This window comes from Corynebacterium sp. S7, from assembly GCF_054401105.1.
Window position 1 is genome coordinate 1,772,389 of sequence record NZ_CM136760.1, and the last position, 13,282, is coordinate 1,785,670.

15 protein-coding genes are annotated in these 13,282 nt (G+C 56.8%); 6 read left to right on the plus strand and 9 right to left on the minus strand.

Features of this window, described 5'->3' with window-relative positions:
- Position 1: 1 nt before the first annotated feature.
- From dapF to ACXZ66_RS08510, 3 genes are read right to left on the minus strand one after another with little or no spacing between them, the layout of a single operon-like run.
- A complete protein-coding gene (dapF, locus tag ACXZ66_RS08500) occupies positions 2-802 on the minus strand; it encodes a diaminopimelate epimerase (protein ID WP_458748089.1) in 801 nt (266 codons plus the stop codon).
- Positions 799-1,701 carry a tRNA (adenosine(37)-N6)-dimethylallyltransferase MiaA gene (gene miaA / locus ACXZ66_RS08505; protein ID WP_458748090.1) on the minus strand — a complete coding sequence of 301 codons (903 nt, stop codon included), beginning with the start codon at positions 1,699-1,701 and terminating at the stop codon, positions 799-801. The genes dapF and miaA overlap by 4 nt, the downstream gene beginning before the upstream one ends.
- Before the next feature lie 2 nt (positions 1,702-1,703).
- Positions 1,704-2,318: a hypothetical protein gene (locus ACXZ66_RS08510; RefSeq protein ID WP_458748091.1), complete on the minus strand. Its 615-nt coding sequence runs from the start codon at positions 2,316-2,318 to the stop codon at positions 1,704-1,706.
- Between the two features lie 188 nt (positions 2,319-2,506).
- On the opposite strand from ACXZ66_RS08510, the gene ACXZ66_RS08515 reads away from it, so the two are divergent.
- A complete protein-coding gene (locus ACXZ66_RS08515; RefSeq protein WP_458748093.1) occupies positions 2,507-3,886 on the plus strand; it encodes a DUF349 domain-containing protein in 1,380 nt (459 codons plus the stop codon).
- A 2-nt stretch (positions 3,887-3,888) separates the two neighbouring features.
- A complete protein-coding gene (locus tag ACXZ66_RS08520) occupies positions 3,889-4,965 on the plus strand; it encodes a GNAT family N-acetyltransferase (RefSeq protein WP_458748095.1) in 1,077 nt (358 codons plus the stop codon).
- A gap of 14 nt (positions 4,966-4,979) precedes the next feature.
- Here ACXZ66_RS08520 and ACXZ66_RS08525 read toward each other — a convergent pair whose 3' ends face one another.
- The 3 genes from ACXZ66_RS08525 to miaB form a co-directional block, all read right to left on the minus strand.
- On the minus strand, positions 4,980-5,213 hold the full coding sequence (locus ACXZ66_RS08525) for a hypothetical protein (RefSeq protein WP_458748097.1): 234 nt from the start codon (positions 5,211-5,213) through the stop codon (positions 4,980-4,982).
- Positions 5,214-5,317: 104 nt separating this feature from the next.
- Positions 5,318-5,986 carry an Rv2732c family membrane protein gene (locus ACXZ66_RS08530; RefSeq protein ID WP_458748098.1) on the minus strand — a complete coding sequence of 223 codons (669 nt, stop codon included), beginning with the start codon at positions 5,984-5,986 and terminating at the stop codon, positions 5,318-5,320.
- Positions 5,987-6,084: 98 nt separating this feature from the next.
- Positions 6,085-7,608: a tRNA (N6-isopentenyl adenosine(37)-C2)-methylthiotransferase MiaB gene (gene miaB, locus ACXZ66_RS08535; RefSeq protein WP_458748100.1), complete on the minus strand. Its 1,524-nt coding sequence runs from the start codon at positions 7,606-7,608 to the stop codon at positions 6,085-6,087.
- Positions 7,609-7,796: 188 nt separating this feature from the next.
- Here miaB and gluA point away from each other — a divergent pair, with 188 nt between their 5' ends.
- The 4 genes from gluA to ACXZ66_RS08555 are packed head-to-tail and all read left to right on the plus strand — an operon-like array spanning position 7,797 to position 11,110.
- Entirely contained in the window at positions 7,797-8,525 is a 729-nt protein-coding gene (gluA, locus tag ACXZ66_RS08540) for a glutamate ABC transporter ATP-binding protein GluA (RefSeq protein WP_458751341.1), read from the plus strand.
- A 51-nt stretch (positions 8,526-8,576) separates the two neighbouring features.
- Positions 8,577-9,455 carry a glutamate ABC transporter substrate-binding protein gene (locus tag ACXZ66_RS08545; protein WP_458748101.1) on the plus strand — a complete coding sequence of 293 codons (879 nt, stop codon included), beginning with the start codon at positions 8,577-8,579 and terminating at the stop codon, positions 9,453-9,455.
- 30 nt (positions 9,456-9,485) lie between these two features.
- Positions 9,486-10,172 carry a glutamate ABC transporter permease GluC gene (gene gluC, locus ACXZ66_RS08550; RefSeq protein WP_458748103.1) on the plus strand — a complete coding sequence of 229 codons (687 nt, stop codon included), beginning with the start codon at positions 9,486-9,488 and terminating at the stop codon, positions 10,170-10,172.
- Positions 10,172-11,110 carry an amino acid ABC transporter permease gene (locus tag ACXZ66_RS08555; protein WP_458748105.1) on the plus strand — a complete coding sequence of 313 codons (939 nt, stop codon included), beginning with the start codon at positions 10,172-10,174 and terminating at the stop codon, positions 11,108-11,110. The genes gluC and ACXZ66_RS08555 overlap by 1 nt, the downstream gene beginning before the upstream one ends.
- Before the next feature lie 3 nt (positions 11,111-11,113).
- On the opposite strand, the gene recX is transcribed toward ACXZ66_RS08555, so the two are convergent.
- From recX to ACXZ66_RS08570, 3 genes are all read right to left on the minus strand, one after another.
- Complete coding sequence (recX, locus tag ACXZ66_RS08560; RefSeq protein ID WP_458748106.1) at positions 11,114-11,707, minus strand: recombination regulator RecX; 594 nt, start codon at positions 11,705-11,707, stop codon at positions 11,114-11,116.
- A complete protein-coding gene (gene recA, locus ACXZ66_RS08565) occupies positions 11,707-12,855 on the minus strand; it encodes a recombinase RecA (protein ID WP_458748107.1) in 1,149 nt (382 codons plus the stop codon). Before recA ends, recX begins: the two co-directional genes overlap by 1 nt.
- Before the next feature lie 195 nt (positions 12,856-13,050).
- Positions 13,051-13,266 carry a DUF3046 domain-containing protein gene (locus ACXZ66_RS08570; RefSeq protein WP_458748109.1) on the minus strand — a complete coding sequence of 72 codons (216 nt, stop codon included), beginning with the start codon at positions 13,264-13,266 and terminating at the stop codon, positions 13,051-13,053.
- Positions 13,267-13,282: the final 16 nt, after the last annotated feature.

Here is a 13,282-nt window from a genome sequence, read left to right on the forward strand (position 1 = left end):
GTTAGAGTGTGGCGCGGCCGCGCGCGACGATGCGAGAAGGCCCAGTCATGATCGCGTTGTCGTCGTGAAGCGAAACTTGTACTGCACCACCTGGAACATTGACGGTGACCTCCCCATTTTCAATGCCGGCATCGGCGAGTGCTGCGCGTGCCGACGCAACCGTGCCGGTACCGCATGAGCGGGTCTCGCCGACGCCACGCTCCCAAACACGCATGTGAACTTCGCCGTCGGTCAGCTCGGTGAGGATTTCCACATTGACACCCTCTGGGAAGAACTCGGTGTCGAAGGTGGGCTGCTCGAAGTGCATTTCTGCCAGCGCCTGCTCGGTCAAACCTGGGATGACAGCTGCGAGGTGCGGGTTGCCCACATCCACGCCGATGCCAGCGAAGTCACGGCCCGCCATCTGCGCGGTGGACACGCCGGTGACCTCGACGTGGCCCATATCCACCTGAACCTCGGCGCGCTCCGCGTCTGCCGAAAGGACCTTGATGTGCTTGAGTCCCGCTCGGGTCAGCACATCAAACTCAGTTGCTTCCTCGAGGCCTTCCGCCACAAGGACGTGGGAAAAGACGCGGATGCCGTTGCCACACATCTCCGCGATCGACCCGTCCGCGTTGCGGTAATCCATGAACCAGTGACCATCCTGGGTGGTCACGCGCAGCAGGCCGTCGCCGCCGATTCCAGCGCGACGGTCGCACAGCTGCGCCACCTGCTCCAGGGTGAGATCCAGCGCGTTTTCGGTATCGATGAGCACCACAAAGTCGTTCTCGGTGCCATGGCCTTTAAGGAAGTCGATATTCACTTCACTGAGTTTAGCGCTAACTCGTTCAAGTTCGATTCATCTGCTGGTAGCCACGTGATTCTGTGGTCACGGTTGAACCACGAGCGCTGCCTACGCACATATCTTCGCGTGCCGACGATGGTCGCCTCCACGGCCTCTGCCTCGGTGATTTCGCCTGCCAAATAGTCCAGGACCTGTGAGTATCCGATTGCCCGGCCCGCCGTGGAGTCTTTCACCAGGCCGATGTTGATGAGTCCGCGGACCTCGTCGATGAAGCCCTGCTCAAACATCAGATTGGTACGCAATTCAATCCGGGGATTGAGCCACTCGGGAATGGTCTTGAGCCCGAGGATCTTCGTTCCCCATCGCGGAGGTGCATCCTTGGGTGGCTGCGAGGCCTGGAATGGTTTGCCGGTGAGTTGGATAACTTCGAGTGCGCGCACCGTGCGGCGTGGATCTTTGTCCTCGATCACTGCTGCGGCAGCGGGATCGATGGCTGCCAGCTCGGCATGTAAATTGTCAATCCCGATGGCTTCTAGCCTGGCTTCGTAGGTTGCCCGGACTCTTTTGTCGGTGGGCGGAAATTCCCAGGCGTCGATGAGCGATTGAACGTAGAGCATCGAGCCGCCGACCAAAATGGGTGTCTTGCCCCTTGCCTGGATTTCTTCGACGGTTGCTACCGCGCGCTGCTGATACTCGGCAACTGACGCCGTCTGCGTCACTGGCCAGATGTCGAGCAGGTGGTGCGGGATGCCTTCACGCTCTTCCAGGCTGAGTTTGGCCGTTCCGATATCCATGCCTTTATACAGCTGCATGGAATCAACGTTTACTACTTCCCCATCTAGTGCTTGGGCAAGGGCGATGCCTAGCGCGGATTTTCCCGAGGCTGTGGGGCCAACAACAGCGATTGGTGTGTTCACGTTTAGGCCTCCTGAATTTCTTGCTCGATGCCCTGCTCGATGTCCCATGCAGCAACGTAGCGGCCGACACCGAGGGAATCGTCGGCCAACAGAAGTTCCGCACGGGCGGGTTTAAGCTGGGCAAGCTCGAGCCACAGCCGTGGTTCCACAACACCTGCCTGGCTCAGCTCCTCCGAGTTAGGGGCGACTCTGCTGCCAGCAAGAAGTTGCTGCAGCTTCTCATGCACGCCAGGGGCTGCATCAATAAATGAGAGAGGTGCGCGCGGAGTCAGCCCAGCCGGGCCATCCAAAACCACCACAGTCAAGGCATTTGGGTTGACTTGACCGATCGAATCACGGAATGAGGCAATTTCTCCGACAAGATAACGAGCCACCAGCTCCGCCAAATCTGTGCCGTGGCCTACCGAGACATCGGCGCCCCACGCATGAAAAGACCCTTCCAAGGAGGTCTTCCACTTCGAATCGGAACTGCCAATGACTTCGCGCGGGCGATCGTCGAGAAGCGATGAAACATGCTCTCGCACCTGCGCCGCAACCTGGTCGGCGGGCGCGAGTTCGGTGACCACCGCCGGGCTGCCGGGGATCACAATCAAAGAAGGACGAAATCCAATACTCACGCCCCCAGCCTAACCAGCTGGCGCCCGTGTCGAGGAATCATCCGTGGCCGTCTCATTCCGGTTTCTCTTTTGAGCCGGGATAGGGCCGGTATATGGAGACAGGGAATGTGCCGTCGCTGTATATTTGTGGGACACACTCATTGGCAGCCGTGTCGCGCGGCAAAGAATTGCAGAATAGGACGATCACTATGACTACCCCTTCGACCCCTTCCCCGAAGCCTGGAGCAACACCTGCACCAACTCCAGGAGCAACACCTGGGGCAATGCCGAGTCGCGCACCGAAGCCAGGTCCTCGTCCGGGTGCAGCCACCACTTCTCGCCCGACTCCCACGCCTGTCCCCGCCCCCGCGAAGAACGACCCAACGAAGTTCGGCCGCATCGCCGAGGACGGCACCGTCTTCGTCACCCAAGGTGGCACCGAGCGCGAGATCGGCTCGTGGCAAGCGGGCACGCCCGAGGAGGGGCTTGCGCACTTCGGGCAGCGTTACGACGATTTGGCAACCGAGGTTGAGCTGCTGGAAACACGCCTTCTTGCGCACCCTGAGGATGCCGCAACGATCCGCGAAACAGCCGAGCAGCTGCGCGCAACCCTTCCAACTGCAGCTGTGATTGGTGATCTCGACCTGCTGGATCGACGCCTGACTGAGATTGCCACCCAGTCCGATGCTGCCGGTGAGAAGGCCAAGGAGCAAAAGGCTGAGCGTCGTGCCGCGGCCATCGCGCAGAAGGAAAAGCTTGCCGCCGAGGCCGAGGATCTCGCCGAGAACTCCACCGATTGGAAGGGTACGGGCGACCGGATTCGCGCGATCCTGGAAGAGTGGAAGTCCATCCGTGGCATCGACCGCAAGACCGACGATGCTCTGTGGAAGCGCTACTCACGTGCACGTGATGCCTTTAACCGTCGTCGCGGTTCCCACTTCGCTGAGCTTGATCGCACCCGCGCGACCGCAAAGAAGAAGAAGGAAGAGTTGGTCGAGCGTGCCGTAGCACTGCAGAACTCCACCGATTGGAATGAAACTGCGCGCGCTTACCGCGACCTGATGACGGAGTGGAAGGCTGCCGGCCGCGCCCCTCGCGGCGACGATGACAAGCTCTGGGCACAGTTCCGCGCCGCCCAGGACCACTTCTTCGACTCGCGTACCGCAGTCAACGATGAGCGCGACCGCGAATTCGAAGAGAACGCCCAGGCCAAGGACGCGCTGCTGGAGCAATACGACGCACAGATCGATCCTGCAAATGGCCTCGATCAGGCGAAGAACAAGCTGCGCGAGCTCCAGGAAAAGTGGGAAGAGATCGGCTTCGTTCCTCGCAACAAGGTCCGCGAGTACGAAGACAAGATCAGTGCCGTAGAAAAGCGTGTTTCGGATGCCGAGGATTCTCGCTGGCGTCGCACCTCTCCTGAGGCCCAGGCCCGCGTCGATCAGTTCCAGTCGCGTGCCGACGACCTCGCCGCCCAGGCAGATAAGGCCGAGCAGTCGGGCAAGTCCGCCGAGGCTGCCAACCTGCGCGAGCAGGCTGCACAGTGGCAGGAATTCGCCGATGTCGCAGCCAAGGCCATCAACGAGTAATAATGCTTCACACTGTTGTGTTTGCCCGCCCCGACTCTGGGGCGGGCGCCGCTGTTTCTGAGGAATTAGGCCAGTACGCATTTTCTTCGACCCTGGCCATCCAAGACATCACCGGCGATGTCACCTCGGGGACTTCCGCATCCCGCCTTGCCGTGCGACTAGCCGGTTCCGCCGAATCCGACGCCTACCTCTTCGCCCTGTGCACCTCCCCGCCCGGGCCGCGCGACATCGGCGCCTTCGGCTACCCTGCTGTTGCCTCAACCGGTAGTTCCGGCGACCCCCTCGAGGTGGCCGCTTGGGTCATGATTTCACTTCCGCTCCTCGAGGATGTGCGCGTCATCGAGGCACACGTCACCATCGACGCATCCATCGCCCCGCTTCCCGGCGCACCCTTGGACGACGAGGTACAGCAAGCATGGGAGGGAGCACTTTCGCTTATCGACGAGCTGTCCTCCCGCCTCGCTCGCCCCATCCGCCAACTCTGGATCACCCACGGCTATGCGGACTCCCGCGGCCCCGCGGCTTTGACCTCGGCGGGTTATTCTCCTGCGATCACCGAGATCCAATCGAAGCTACAATTGTCACCTGCCACCCTTTCTTCTGCTGTACTTTTGGCCAATGACATGCAGTTTCCTACTGAGCACGCGGCATCGATGGCTACCATCTACACCGACTCGTCCGCCACCCTTCCCCGCGGCGAACTAATCCTAGACACAATCAATTGGACCGAGGCCCGCATCCGTGATGCTTCGGGCCGACTCCTGGCTAAGGGCGGGGAGCAGATCACAGCTTATGTTGTCCGCGACGGTGCCGTTGTGGCATTTAGCGAGGTCATGCGCTTCGCTGGTGCCGAAGAATCAGTGATCGAATTGGGCGCCACCTTCGTCTCTGCCCCGCACCGCGGCCAAGGGCTGGGTCGGGCCGTCATGTTTTCGGTGCTCTCCGCAGCTCAGTTACGCTGGCCGGAGGCCCAGGTTGGGTACACCTCTTACCCATCCTCAGTGGAATCAATTGCGCACCTCAACCGGGAACTCGGAGAGGAAATCATCTCAGCTACTACTGCGTGGCAGCGGGTGTGATTTAAGGCTGCGATTTATCTCGGTGGGAGTACCTGTGGCACCGGATATCGATCCAGTGCCTGCCGGAGTTTTTCCACGAAGAGGCAGCTATGTGGATTTTCGGGATCCAGCTCATTCCAATGCCCACGCATAATGGGAAACCCAGCAGTAAGCAACATGTGTTCTCGCATTCTTTCTTTGGCCAGCACTTCTTGAACTGACTCGCCAAACTTTTCTTGGTACTTCACCCGCCCGTCAACTTCGAGCATACGAGAATCTGATTCTATTTCCCCAGGTCACGTGCTCGAAAATGGGTCGAAAAAGCCGGATGCTCGAAAACCAATTTCGAGCATCCGGCGCATCAACGGCCAGCCTACTTGTCGGAGTTCTTTTCCGCCTGCTTCCGGTGACGCTCAGAGGCGCGGGCGCGGCGATCGTCGATAAGCAACGGGTTGTCGTCGCCGAAGCGCTCCGCCGCATTTGTGGACGCGTGCAACTGGACGTGCCCGACCTCATCAGTATCATCGATCTGGGTTCGCGCCAGCGCAACCTGCTCCTGTTCCGGATTTCGCTTGGTCACAAGGGTGATGAACGCAATCTCAGCCACGATCACGGCCAGAATAGCCAGGTAGATGCCGATACCCGATCCGGCGCCCGAACTTGTCTGGCGCAACCAGAGTGCAAGCAGCGCCATGATCAGCGCAACTGTGGTCACACTCCATGCCAGAATATACGGCGTGGAGCGCTTTGTAATGACCAACAACGTTGTGAAAACAGCGATGCCAAGGAAGGACAACCAGACGAAAGCCGACTCGGTGATCTTAATTCCGGCATCCTGGGCGCCCTGGGAATGGATCAGGATTTCTAGACCACTGATGCCACCCATGTAGGGAAGGAAGAGCGATAAAACGTAGACTACGATCACGCCGACGAGGACCCACCGAGTATTTCCCATGGAAACGGTCGTTGCAATCTTACGTTCCTGGGCAGCTAGGCGTTCGGCCTCTGCCGCGCCATTGGAAACTGGTTGGTGTGAACTCACGGGTTTTCAGCCTCAATCTACTTCATGCTACTAAATGTGGTTCGAAAGTTTGATTCTTGGATAGTCTAGTCCACTCGCACGACTAAGCCCATAGGGACCTAGGCGTGGCAGCTTGGAGCTGCAGGCAAATCCGCAGGCTTGCCTAGAGTTGGCAATCCAAGTCCCACACCCACCGGTGCGGTGGTGGGTACCTTGCCTGCTTCGGTCATGTCGCCGGCTTTGGTGCGGCGATGCGAGTGGATTCCGGAATCAGCAAACAGGAAGTAGGACTTAGCATCGGTGATGGTGACGTTGACAATGTCACCGGCGCGAACGTTGCCGTCAACATTTCCTTCAACCGCGAAGTGCACCAAACGGCCATCGCGGGCGCGACCGGACATGCGGTGCGTCGCATCGTTCTTGCGACCGTCTTCCTGAACGAGCAGTTCCACCTCTTGGCCAATAAGCTTCTGATTATCCTCAAGCGAGATGGCATCCTGCAGTTCCACAAGGCGCTCGAAGCGGTCTTGGACGACCTCCTTCGGGATTTGATCTTCCATCTCCGCGGCAGGGGTTCCCGGACGCGGTGAATACTGGAAGGTATAAGCACTGGTAAACCGAGCACGGCGAACAACGTCCATGGTCGCTTGGAAGTCTTCTTCAGTCTCACCAGGGAAACCAACAATGATGTCGGTAGTAATGGAGGCATGTGGAAGTTTTTCACGTACTTCGTCGAGAATTGCGAGGAACTTCTTCGACCGGTACGAGCGGCGCATGTCTTTGAGCACCTTGTCAGAGCCCGACTGCAATGGCATGTGCAGCTGAGGGCACACATTTGGGGTCTCCGCCATCGCGTCGATGACATCGGAGGTGAATTCTGCAGGGTGTGGCGAGGTGAATCGCACACGCTCGAGTCCCTCGATGTTTCCGCAGGCACGCAGCAGCTTCGAGAAGGCAGAACGGTCGCGGTCCATGTCCTCGTCGACGAAGTTCACGCCGTAAGCGTTGACGTTCTGGCCCAGCAGGGTCACTTCCGAAACGCCCTGATCGACGAGCGCTTGGACCTCGGCAAGGATATCGCCTGGACGACGATCAACTTCCTTACCGCGCAGGCTTGGCACGATGCAGAAAGTGCAGGTGTTGTTGCAGCCCACGGAAATGGACACCCAGCCTGCGTAGGCGGATTCGCGCTTGGCGGGCAGTACAGATGGGAATGCCTCGAGGGATTCGACAATTTCCACCTGGGCTTCGTCGTTATGGCGAGCGCGCTCCAAAAGAGTCGGAAGCGCGGACATGTTGTGGGTGCCGAAAACCGCATCCACCCACGGTGCCTTCTTGATCACGGTATCGCGATCTTTTTGGGCCAAACAGCCACCAACAGCGATTTGCATCCCTGGGTGGTTCTCTTTCGTTTCCCGCAAGTGGCCGAGAGCGCCGTAGAGGCGCTTGTCGGCGTTTTCGCGCACTGCGCACGTATTGAATACGACGAGGTCGGGTTCGCTACCTTCGCGAACGGCTTCATATCCTGCGTCTTCGAGCATTCCCGAAAGGCGTTCGGAATCGTGCACGTTCATCTGACACCCGAAGGTGCGAACTTCGTATGTACGGGGGGATTCTACTGTTTGGCTTGCCACGATTCGCATTCTATCGCTGGTTGCGGTGGTGTCATAACCGCCACATTCACTGTGTCCCACCTGCGAAATTAGCCGAACATTACAACTTTGTTAAAACAACTTTGCCAATTTCCTAGTAATTATGGCACAGACCAACTAAAACTATGTCTATGACTCAGGACACTTTTCCATCTCGCGGAGATTCGCCGAACAACCCGATGATCCGGATGACCGACGTGCAAAAGTACTTCGACGATTTTCAAGCCCTCAAAGACATCAATCTTGAAGTCCCCAAAGGCCAGGTCGTCGTTGTGCTTGGCCCGTCTGGTTCGGGAAAGTCAACCCTGTGTCGCACCATCAATCGCCTCGAAACCATCGAGGAAGGCACCATCGAAATTGATGGAACGCCCCTGCCCGAAGAAGGCAAGCAATTAGCCACACTGCGCGCCGACGTGGGCATGGTGTTCCAGCAGTTCAATCTTTTTCCTCACTTAACCATCAAAGACAACGTCACGCTCGGCCCGAGGCGCGTACGCAAAATGTCCAAGGCCGATGCCAACAAGCGCGCAATGGACTTATTGGAGCGCGTCGGCATTGCCAATCAGGCCGAGAAGTACCCAGCACAGCTTTCGGGTGGTCAGCAACAGCGCGTCGCTATTGCGCGCGCGTTGGCAATGAACCCCAAGCTGATGCTTTTCGACGAGCCTACGTCCGCCCTTGACCCTGAAATGGTCGGAGAAGTTCTGGATGTTATGGGTGGTCTTGCCCGTGAGGGAATGACGATGGTGGTGGTGACCCATGAGATGGGCTTCGCACGTAAAGCCGCGGACCGCATCTTGTTTATGGCCGACGGTGAAATCGTCGAGGACACAGACCCAGAGTCATTCTTTACCAACCCAACTTCGAGTCGTGCCCGCGACTTCCTTGGCAAGATCTTGCCGCACTAAGTTGCTCAACCCGTTACATACCTCTAGTTCCATACTTCTAGGAGAATTGTCATGAAACGTTTTACCCGTACTCTTGCAATCTTGGCCTCGATCGGTATTGCCTCGACCGGGTTAGTTGCTTGTGGCAGCAACTCCGGCGGCTCGAGCGCCGGTGGCCTGCTCGGCGAGATTGAATCCGGCAATGTCACTGTTGGTACTAAGTTTGACCAGCCAGGCCTCGGCCTGCGTGAGCCAGACGGCTCGATGACCGGTTTCGACGTGGATGTGGCGACCTATGTGGTCAATAGCATCGCGAAGGAGAAGGGCTGGGCCGAACCAAAGATCACCTGGCGTGAGACTCCATCTGCGCAGCGTGAGACCATGATTCAAAACGGCGAAGTCGGTATGATCGCTGCAACATACACCATCAATGCGTCCCGCGCGGAGTCCGTTTCCTTCGGTGGACCATACACGCTGACCCACCAAGCATTGCTTGTGAAGTCAGACAACACCGACATTACTGGCCTCGAAAGTCTCGACGGAAAGATCCTCTGCTCGGTGACTGGCTCCACCCCAGCACAAAAGGTGAAAGACGAGCTTCCTACCGTTCAGCTCCAGGAGTACGACACCTATTCGTCCTGTGTCGAGGCACTGCGCCAAGGCAACGTCGAAGCAATGACCACTGACGCGACAATCTTGGGTGGTTACGCTGCCCAGTCGCCAGGCGATTTCAAGGTCGTTGAATTGTTGCGCGACGGCAAGCAGTTCACCGACGAGCCTTACGGCATCGGCGTGACAAAGGATGATGAGGAAGCTGTCTCTGCCATCAACACTGCGCTACAAGCAATGTACGACGATGGCAGCTTCCAAACCTTCCTGGATAAGAACTTGGACGGCGGCGATGGCGTGGAGAAGGCCACACCAGGCGACCTTTCCTTCCTGAACAAGTAATTTCCCGCCAATCCCTTAGGAGGAACGCGCATGGATTCCATGTGGGCTGACCTTTTGCCCAACCTTTGGCCCGCCTTTTGGACCACGATCAAGTTGACCTTTTACTCGGCTATCGGCTCGATGATCCTTGGTATCATCTTGACGGCCATGCGTGTTTCTCCGTTGGGCATACTCCGAAATATTGCAGGCTTTTATATCAACACGGTGCGCAACACTCCGCTGACTCTGGTGGTGTTGTTCTGCTCCTTTGGCCTGTATCAAAATCTCGGCCTTACTTTGGCAAGCCGAGATTCCTCTACTTTCTTGGCTGATCAAAACTTCAGGCTTGCGGTCTTGGGCTTCATTCTCTACACCTCGTGTTTCGTCGCGGAATCCTTGCGAAGTGGCATCAATACAGTTGACTTCGGCCAAGCCGAAGCAGCTCGCTCCATCGGACTTGGCTTCAGCGACACATTCCGTCTGATAGTCTTCCCGCAGGCCCTAAGAGCAGCCATTGTGCCGTTGGGTAACACACTGATCGCTTTGACGAAGAACACCACGATCGCATCGGTGATTGGTGTTGCCGAAGCATCGCTGCTGATGAAATCCACGATCGAGTTCCATGCGAACCAGCTCTTCGTAATCTTCGGTGTCTTCGCGCTTGGATTTATCATCCTTACTCTTCCAATGGGCCTGTACCTGGGCCGACTTTCCGAACGCTTGGCGGTGAAGAAATAATGGCTGTTCGCGCAACTGTTCTTTACGATGCTCCCGGCCCCGTCGGGCGCCGAAATAACCGCATCTACACAATTCTCACTCTGATTGTTGCGGCATTGGTGCTGTGGTGGGTCATCGATACGCTTGCTTCAAACGGACAGCTGACCGCCGCAAAGTGGACCCCATTTCTGCAGTCCAACACCTGGACAACCTATCTCCTGCCCGGTCTGTGGGGAACGATCAAGGCTGCAGTATTTAGTATTATCTTGGCTCTGGTTTTCGGTGTCATCTTTGGTCTTGGTCGACTTTCAGAGGTGAAACTCGTCCGCTGGTTCTGCGCTGTCATAGTCGAGTTCTTCCGCGCTATTCCCGTGCTTTTGCTGATGATCTTTGCCTACCAACTCTTCGCGGTGTACCACGTTGTGCCACCTCGGCAACTCGCATTCTCTGCTGTTGTGTTTGCATTGACGTTGTACAACGGCTCGGTTATTGCAGAGATCTTGCGTGCTGGCATTCGCTCTCTCCCCAAGGGCCAAACTGAAGCTGCCAAGGCACTTGGATTGTCGCATCGCCAAACGATGTGGAGAATCCTGCTGCCCCAGTCCATCGCTGCCATGCTTCCTGCGCTGATTGCACAGATGGTGATCGCTCTGAAGGACTCCGCACTCGGATATCAGATTGGCTACATTGAGGTGGTCCGCTCCGGCATTCAGTCTGCCTCCGCAAACCAGAACTTCCTTGCATCTCTGGTTGTTGTCGCCATTATCATGATCGTGATCAACTGGTCGCTCTCCGAACTCGCAGTGCGCGTAGAAAAGCAGCTCCGTGCAGGGCGTGCGCGCAAGAACGTGTTCGCCAATGTTCCGCAAGAGAAGACCCAAGGCATCGATACGAAGGACAATGTCAACGCCGACTGGCATGCTCCTGGTTACCAAAAGATAGATAACCCCGACGAGTAAGCACTAGTCCAGCTCGTCGATTCGTTTATCCAGTTCGCCCTTAGCAATAGAGAAGCTCAGCCCAGAAGAAAAGCCTCGGCGTGCAAGCGCTCCGACGATCCGACGCAGAAATTTGTCGTATTCAGCACGATCTACCGGGGGCGATTTGATGCTGCGAGCTTTCTTCTCGGCAACTCCCCTGGCGATACCTTCTTCGGTTTCTTCAGAAATCTGTTCAAGGGCGGACACACGGATATCTGAGGCCACCCCTTTGTCACGGAGCTCAAGATCTAATGCGCGAGCCGACTTCCCCCTATGTGCTGAACGCTGGCGCACCCACTCCGCTGCAAAAGCACGGTCATTGATCAACCCTGCCTGCTCAAGACTGTCCAACACCTCATCGACGAGGCCAGCTTCAAACTCCGCATCCACCAGCCTGGCACGCAGTTCTGAACGAGAACGCGCACGCTGGTCTAATAACCCCAGAGCACGCTTGCGGATGGGAGCGCGAGTTTCCTCCGCGGCGCGGTCGAATAAGGCTGGGGATTGGCCTTCCTCATAGGCCTTGAGCGCTGCCTGAAGCTTGGCCAGTTTATCTGGATCAGGTTGTGGTGCCACTAGTTGTCTGCAGCTTCCTTGCCTTCCGCATCCACCTCGAGGGAGCCTTCTTCATCCTCATCATCGAAATCAATGTTTGGCACCATGTCCACTGGGTCATCGGTGAGTTCATCATTAACGCCGGCATACTTGCCTACGCCCAGCTTTTTGAAAATCTTCTCCTCGATCTCATCTGCAAGATCTGGATTTTCCTTGAGGTTGATGCGTGACTTTTCCTTGCCCTGGCCCAGTTGGTCGCCCTCGTAGGTGAACCAAGAACCGGACTTCTTTACAATGCCCTGTTCAACGCCCATATCAATGATGGACGATTCACGCGAAATGCCCTCGCCGTACATAATGTCAAACTCGGCGATCTTAAACGGTGGCGAGACCTTGTTCTTCACAATCTTCATGCGCGTGCGGTTACCAATTGCATCCTGACCCTCCTTGAGGGTCTGGATACGGCGTACATCTGCACGTACTGAGGCATAGAACTTCAGCGCTTTACCGCCGGTGGTGGTCTCTGGAGAACCGAACATCACGCCGATTTTCTCACGCAGCTGATTAATGAAGATAGCGGTTGTACCAGTGTTGTGGATTGCGCCGGTCATTTTACGAAGTGCCTGGGACATCAAACGCGCCTGCAGGCCAACGTGAGAGTCACCCATTTCGCCTTCAATTTCCGCCTTTGGGGTCAGTGCTGCAACAGAGTCAATGACCACCATGTCAATGGCGCCCGAGCGAACCAGCATGTCCGCGATTTCTAGGGCTTGCTCACCAGTGTCTGGTTGAGAAACCAACAGGTTATCAGTGTCTACGCCGAGCTTCTTCGCGTAATCAGGATCGAGGGCGTGCTCTGCGTCAATAAATGCGGCGATGCCACCTTCCGCTTGCGTTTGCGCAATGGCATGCAACGCAACGGTGGTCTTACCGGAGGACTCTGGGCCATAAATTTCGACGATGCGACCGCGAGGCCATCCGCCGATACCTAAAGCGACATCAATAGCGGTGTTGCCCGAAGAAATGGCCTGAATAGGTGGACGGTTTTCGTCGCCGAGACGCATAATGGCACCCTTGCCAAAATCCTTCTCGATCATTGCCATTGCTGCATCGAGTGCCTTCTGGCGATCACCTGATGCTGGCGCTGCAGTCTTCTTCTTTGCTGCCATGAGTTAAAACTTCCTTCTTCAGATACGTTGAGCCTAGCCAACCTGTCGTTGTATTAGACCCCGCCTAGGCCCTCGAGGTTCCCTCGGGTTTTATCTATTTGCAGCCCCACAATAAAGTTGCTGCCTGACACACCCATAAACATACACGCACATCTGTTCGATTGCTAGCTCGAATACGGCGTGTCGTCCAGGAGACTATTTCCCAGGTCGATCTACCCCGAATCGACGGCTTTCCGGGATTTCGAAATCGTCGCAAAGCTTTTCCCAAATCACTTTGGGATCGACTCCACTTTCGATGAGTGCTTCGGGTGTGTCCCCCAACTCGGCGATCACGTGCGAGTGGACGATCCACTCGCCATGTGCATCGCCAAACTCGTCTTCAATGAGTTGGTGGAATTCAGTCAAGCGCATGGGCCCCAATATACAA

Bases quoted from the DNA above. Each gene is read 5' to 3' on its own strand.
- miaB (WP_458748100.1), bottom strand. From the start codon at position 7,608: ATGCGAATCGTGGCAAGCCAAACAGTAGAATCCCCCCGTACATACGAA.
- gluA (WP_458751341.1), top strand. From the start codon at position 7,797: ATGATCCGGATGACCGACGTGCAAAAGTACTTCGACGATTTTCAAGCC.
- ACXZ66_RS08570 (WP_458748109.1), bottom strand. From the start codon at position 13,266: ATGCGCTTGACTGAATTCCACCAACTCATTGAAGACGAGTTTGGCGAT.
- ACXZ66_RS08515 (WP_458748093.1), top strand. From the start codon at position 2,507: ATGACTACCCCTTCGACCCCTTCCCCGAAGCCTGGAGCAACACCTGCA.
- ACXZ66_RS08520 (WP_458748095.1), top strand. From the start codon at position 3,889: ATGCTTCACACTGTTGTGTTTGCCCGCCCCGACTCTGGGGCGGGCGCC.
- ACXZ66_RS08555 (WP_458748105.1), top strand. From the start codon at position 10,172: ATGGCTGTTCGCGCAACTGTTCTTTACGATGCTCCCGGCCCCGTCGGG.
- recA (WP_458748107.1), bottom strand. From the start codon at position 12,855: ATGGCAGCAAAGAAGAAGACTGCAGCGCCAGCATCAGGTGATCGCCAG.
- gluC (WP_458748103.1), top strand. From the start codon at position 9,486: ATGGATTCCATGTGGGCTGACCTTTTGCCCAACCTTTGGCCCGCCTTT.
- ACXZ66_RS08525 (WP_458748097.1), bottom strand. From the start codon at position 5,213: ATGCTCGAAGTTGACGGGCGGGTGAAGTACCAAGAAAAGTTTGGCGAG.
- ACXZ66_RS08545 (WP_458748101.1), top strand. From the start codon at position 8,577: ATGAAACGTTTTACCCGTACTCTTGCAATCTTGGCCTCGATCGGTATT.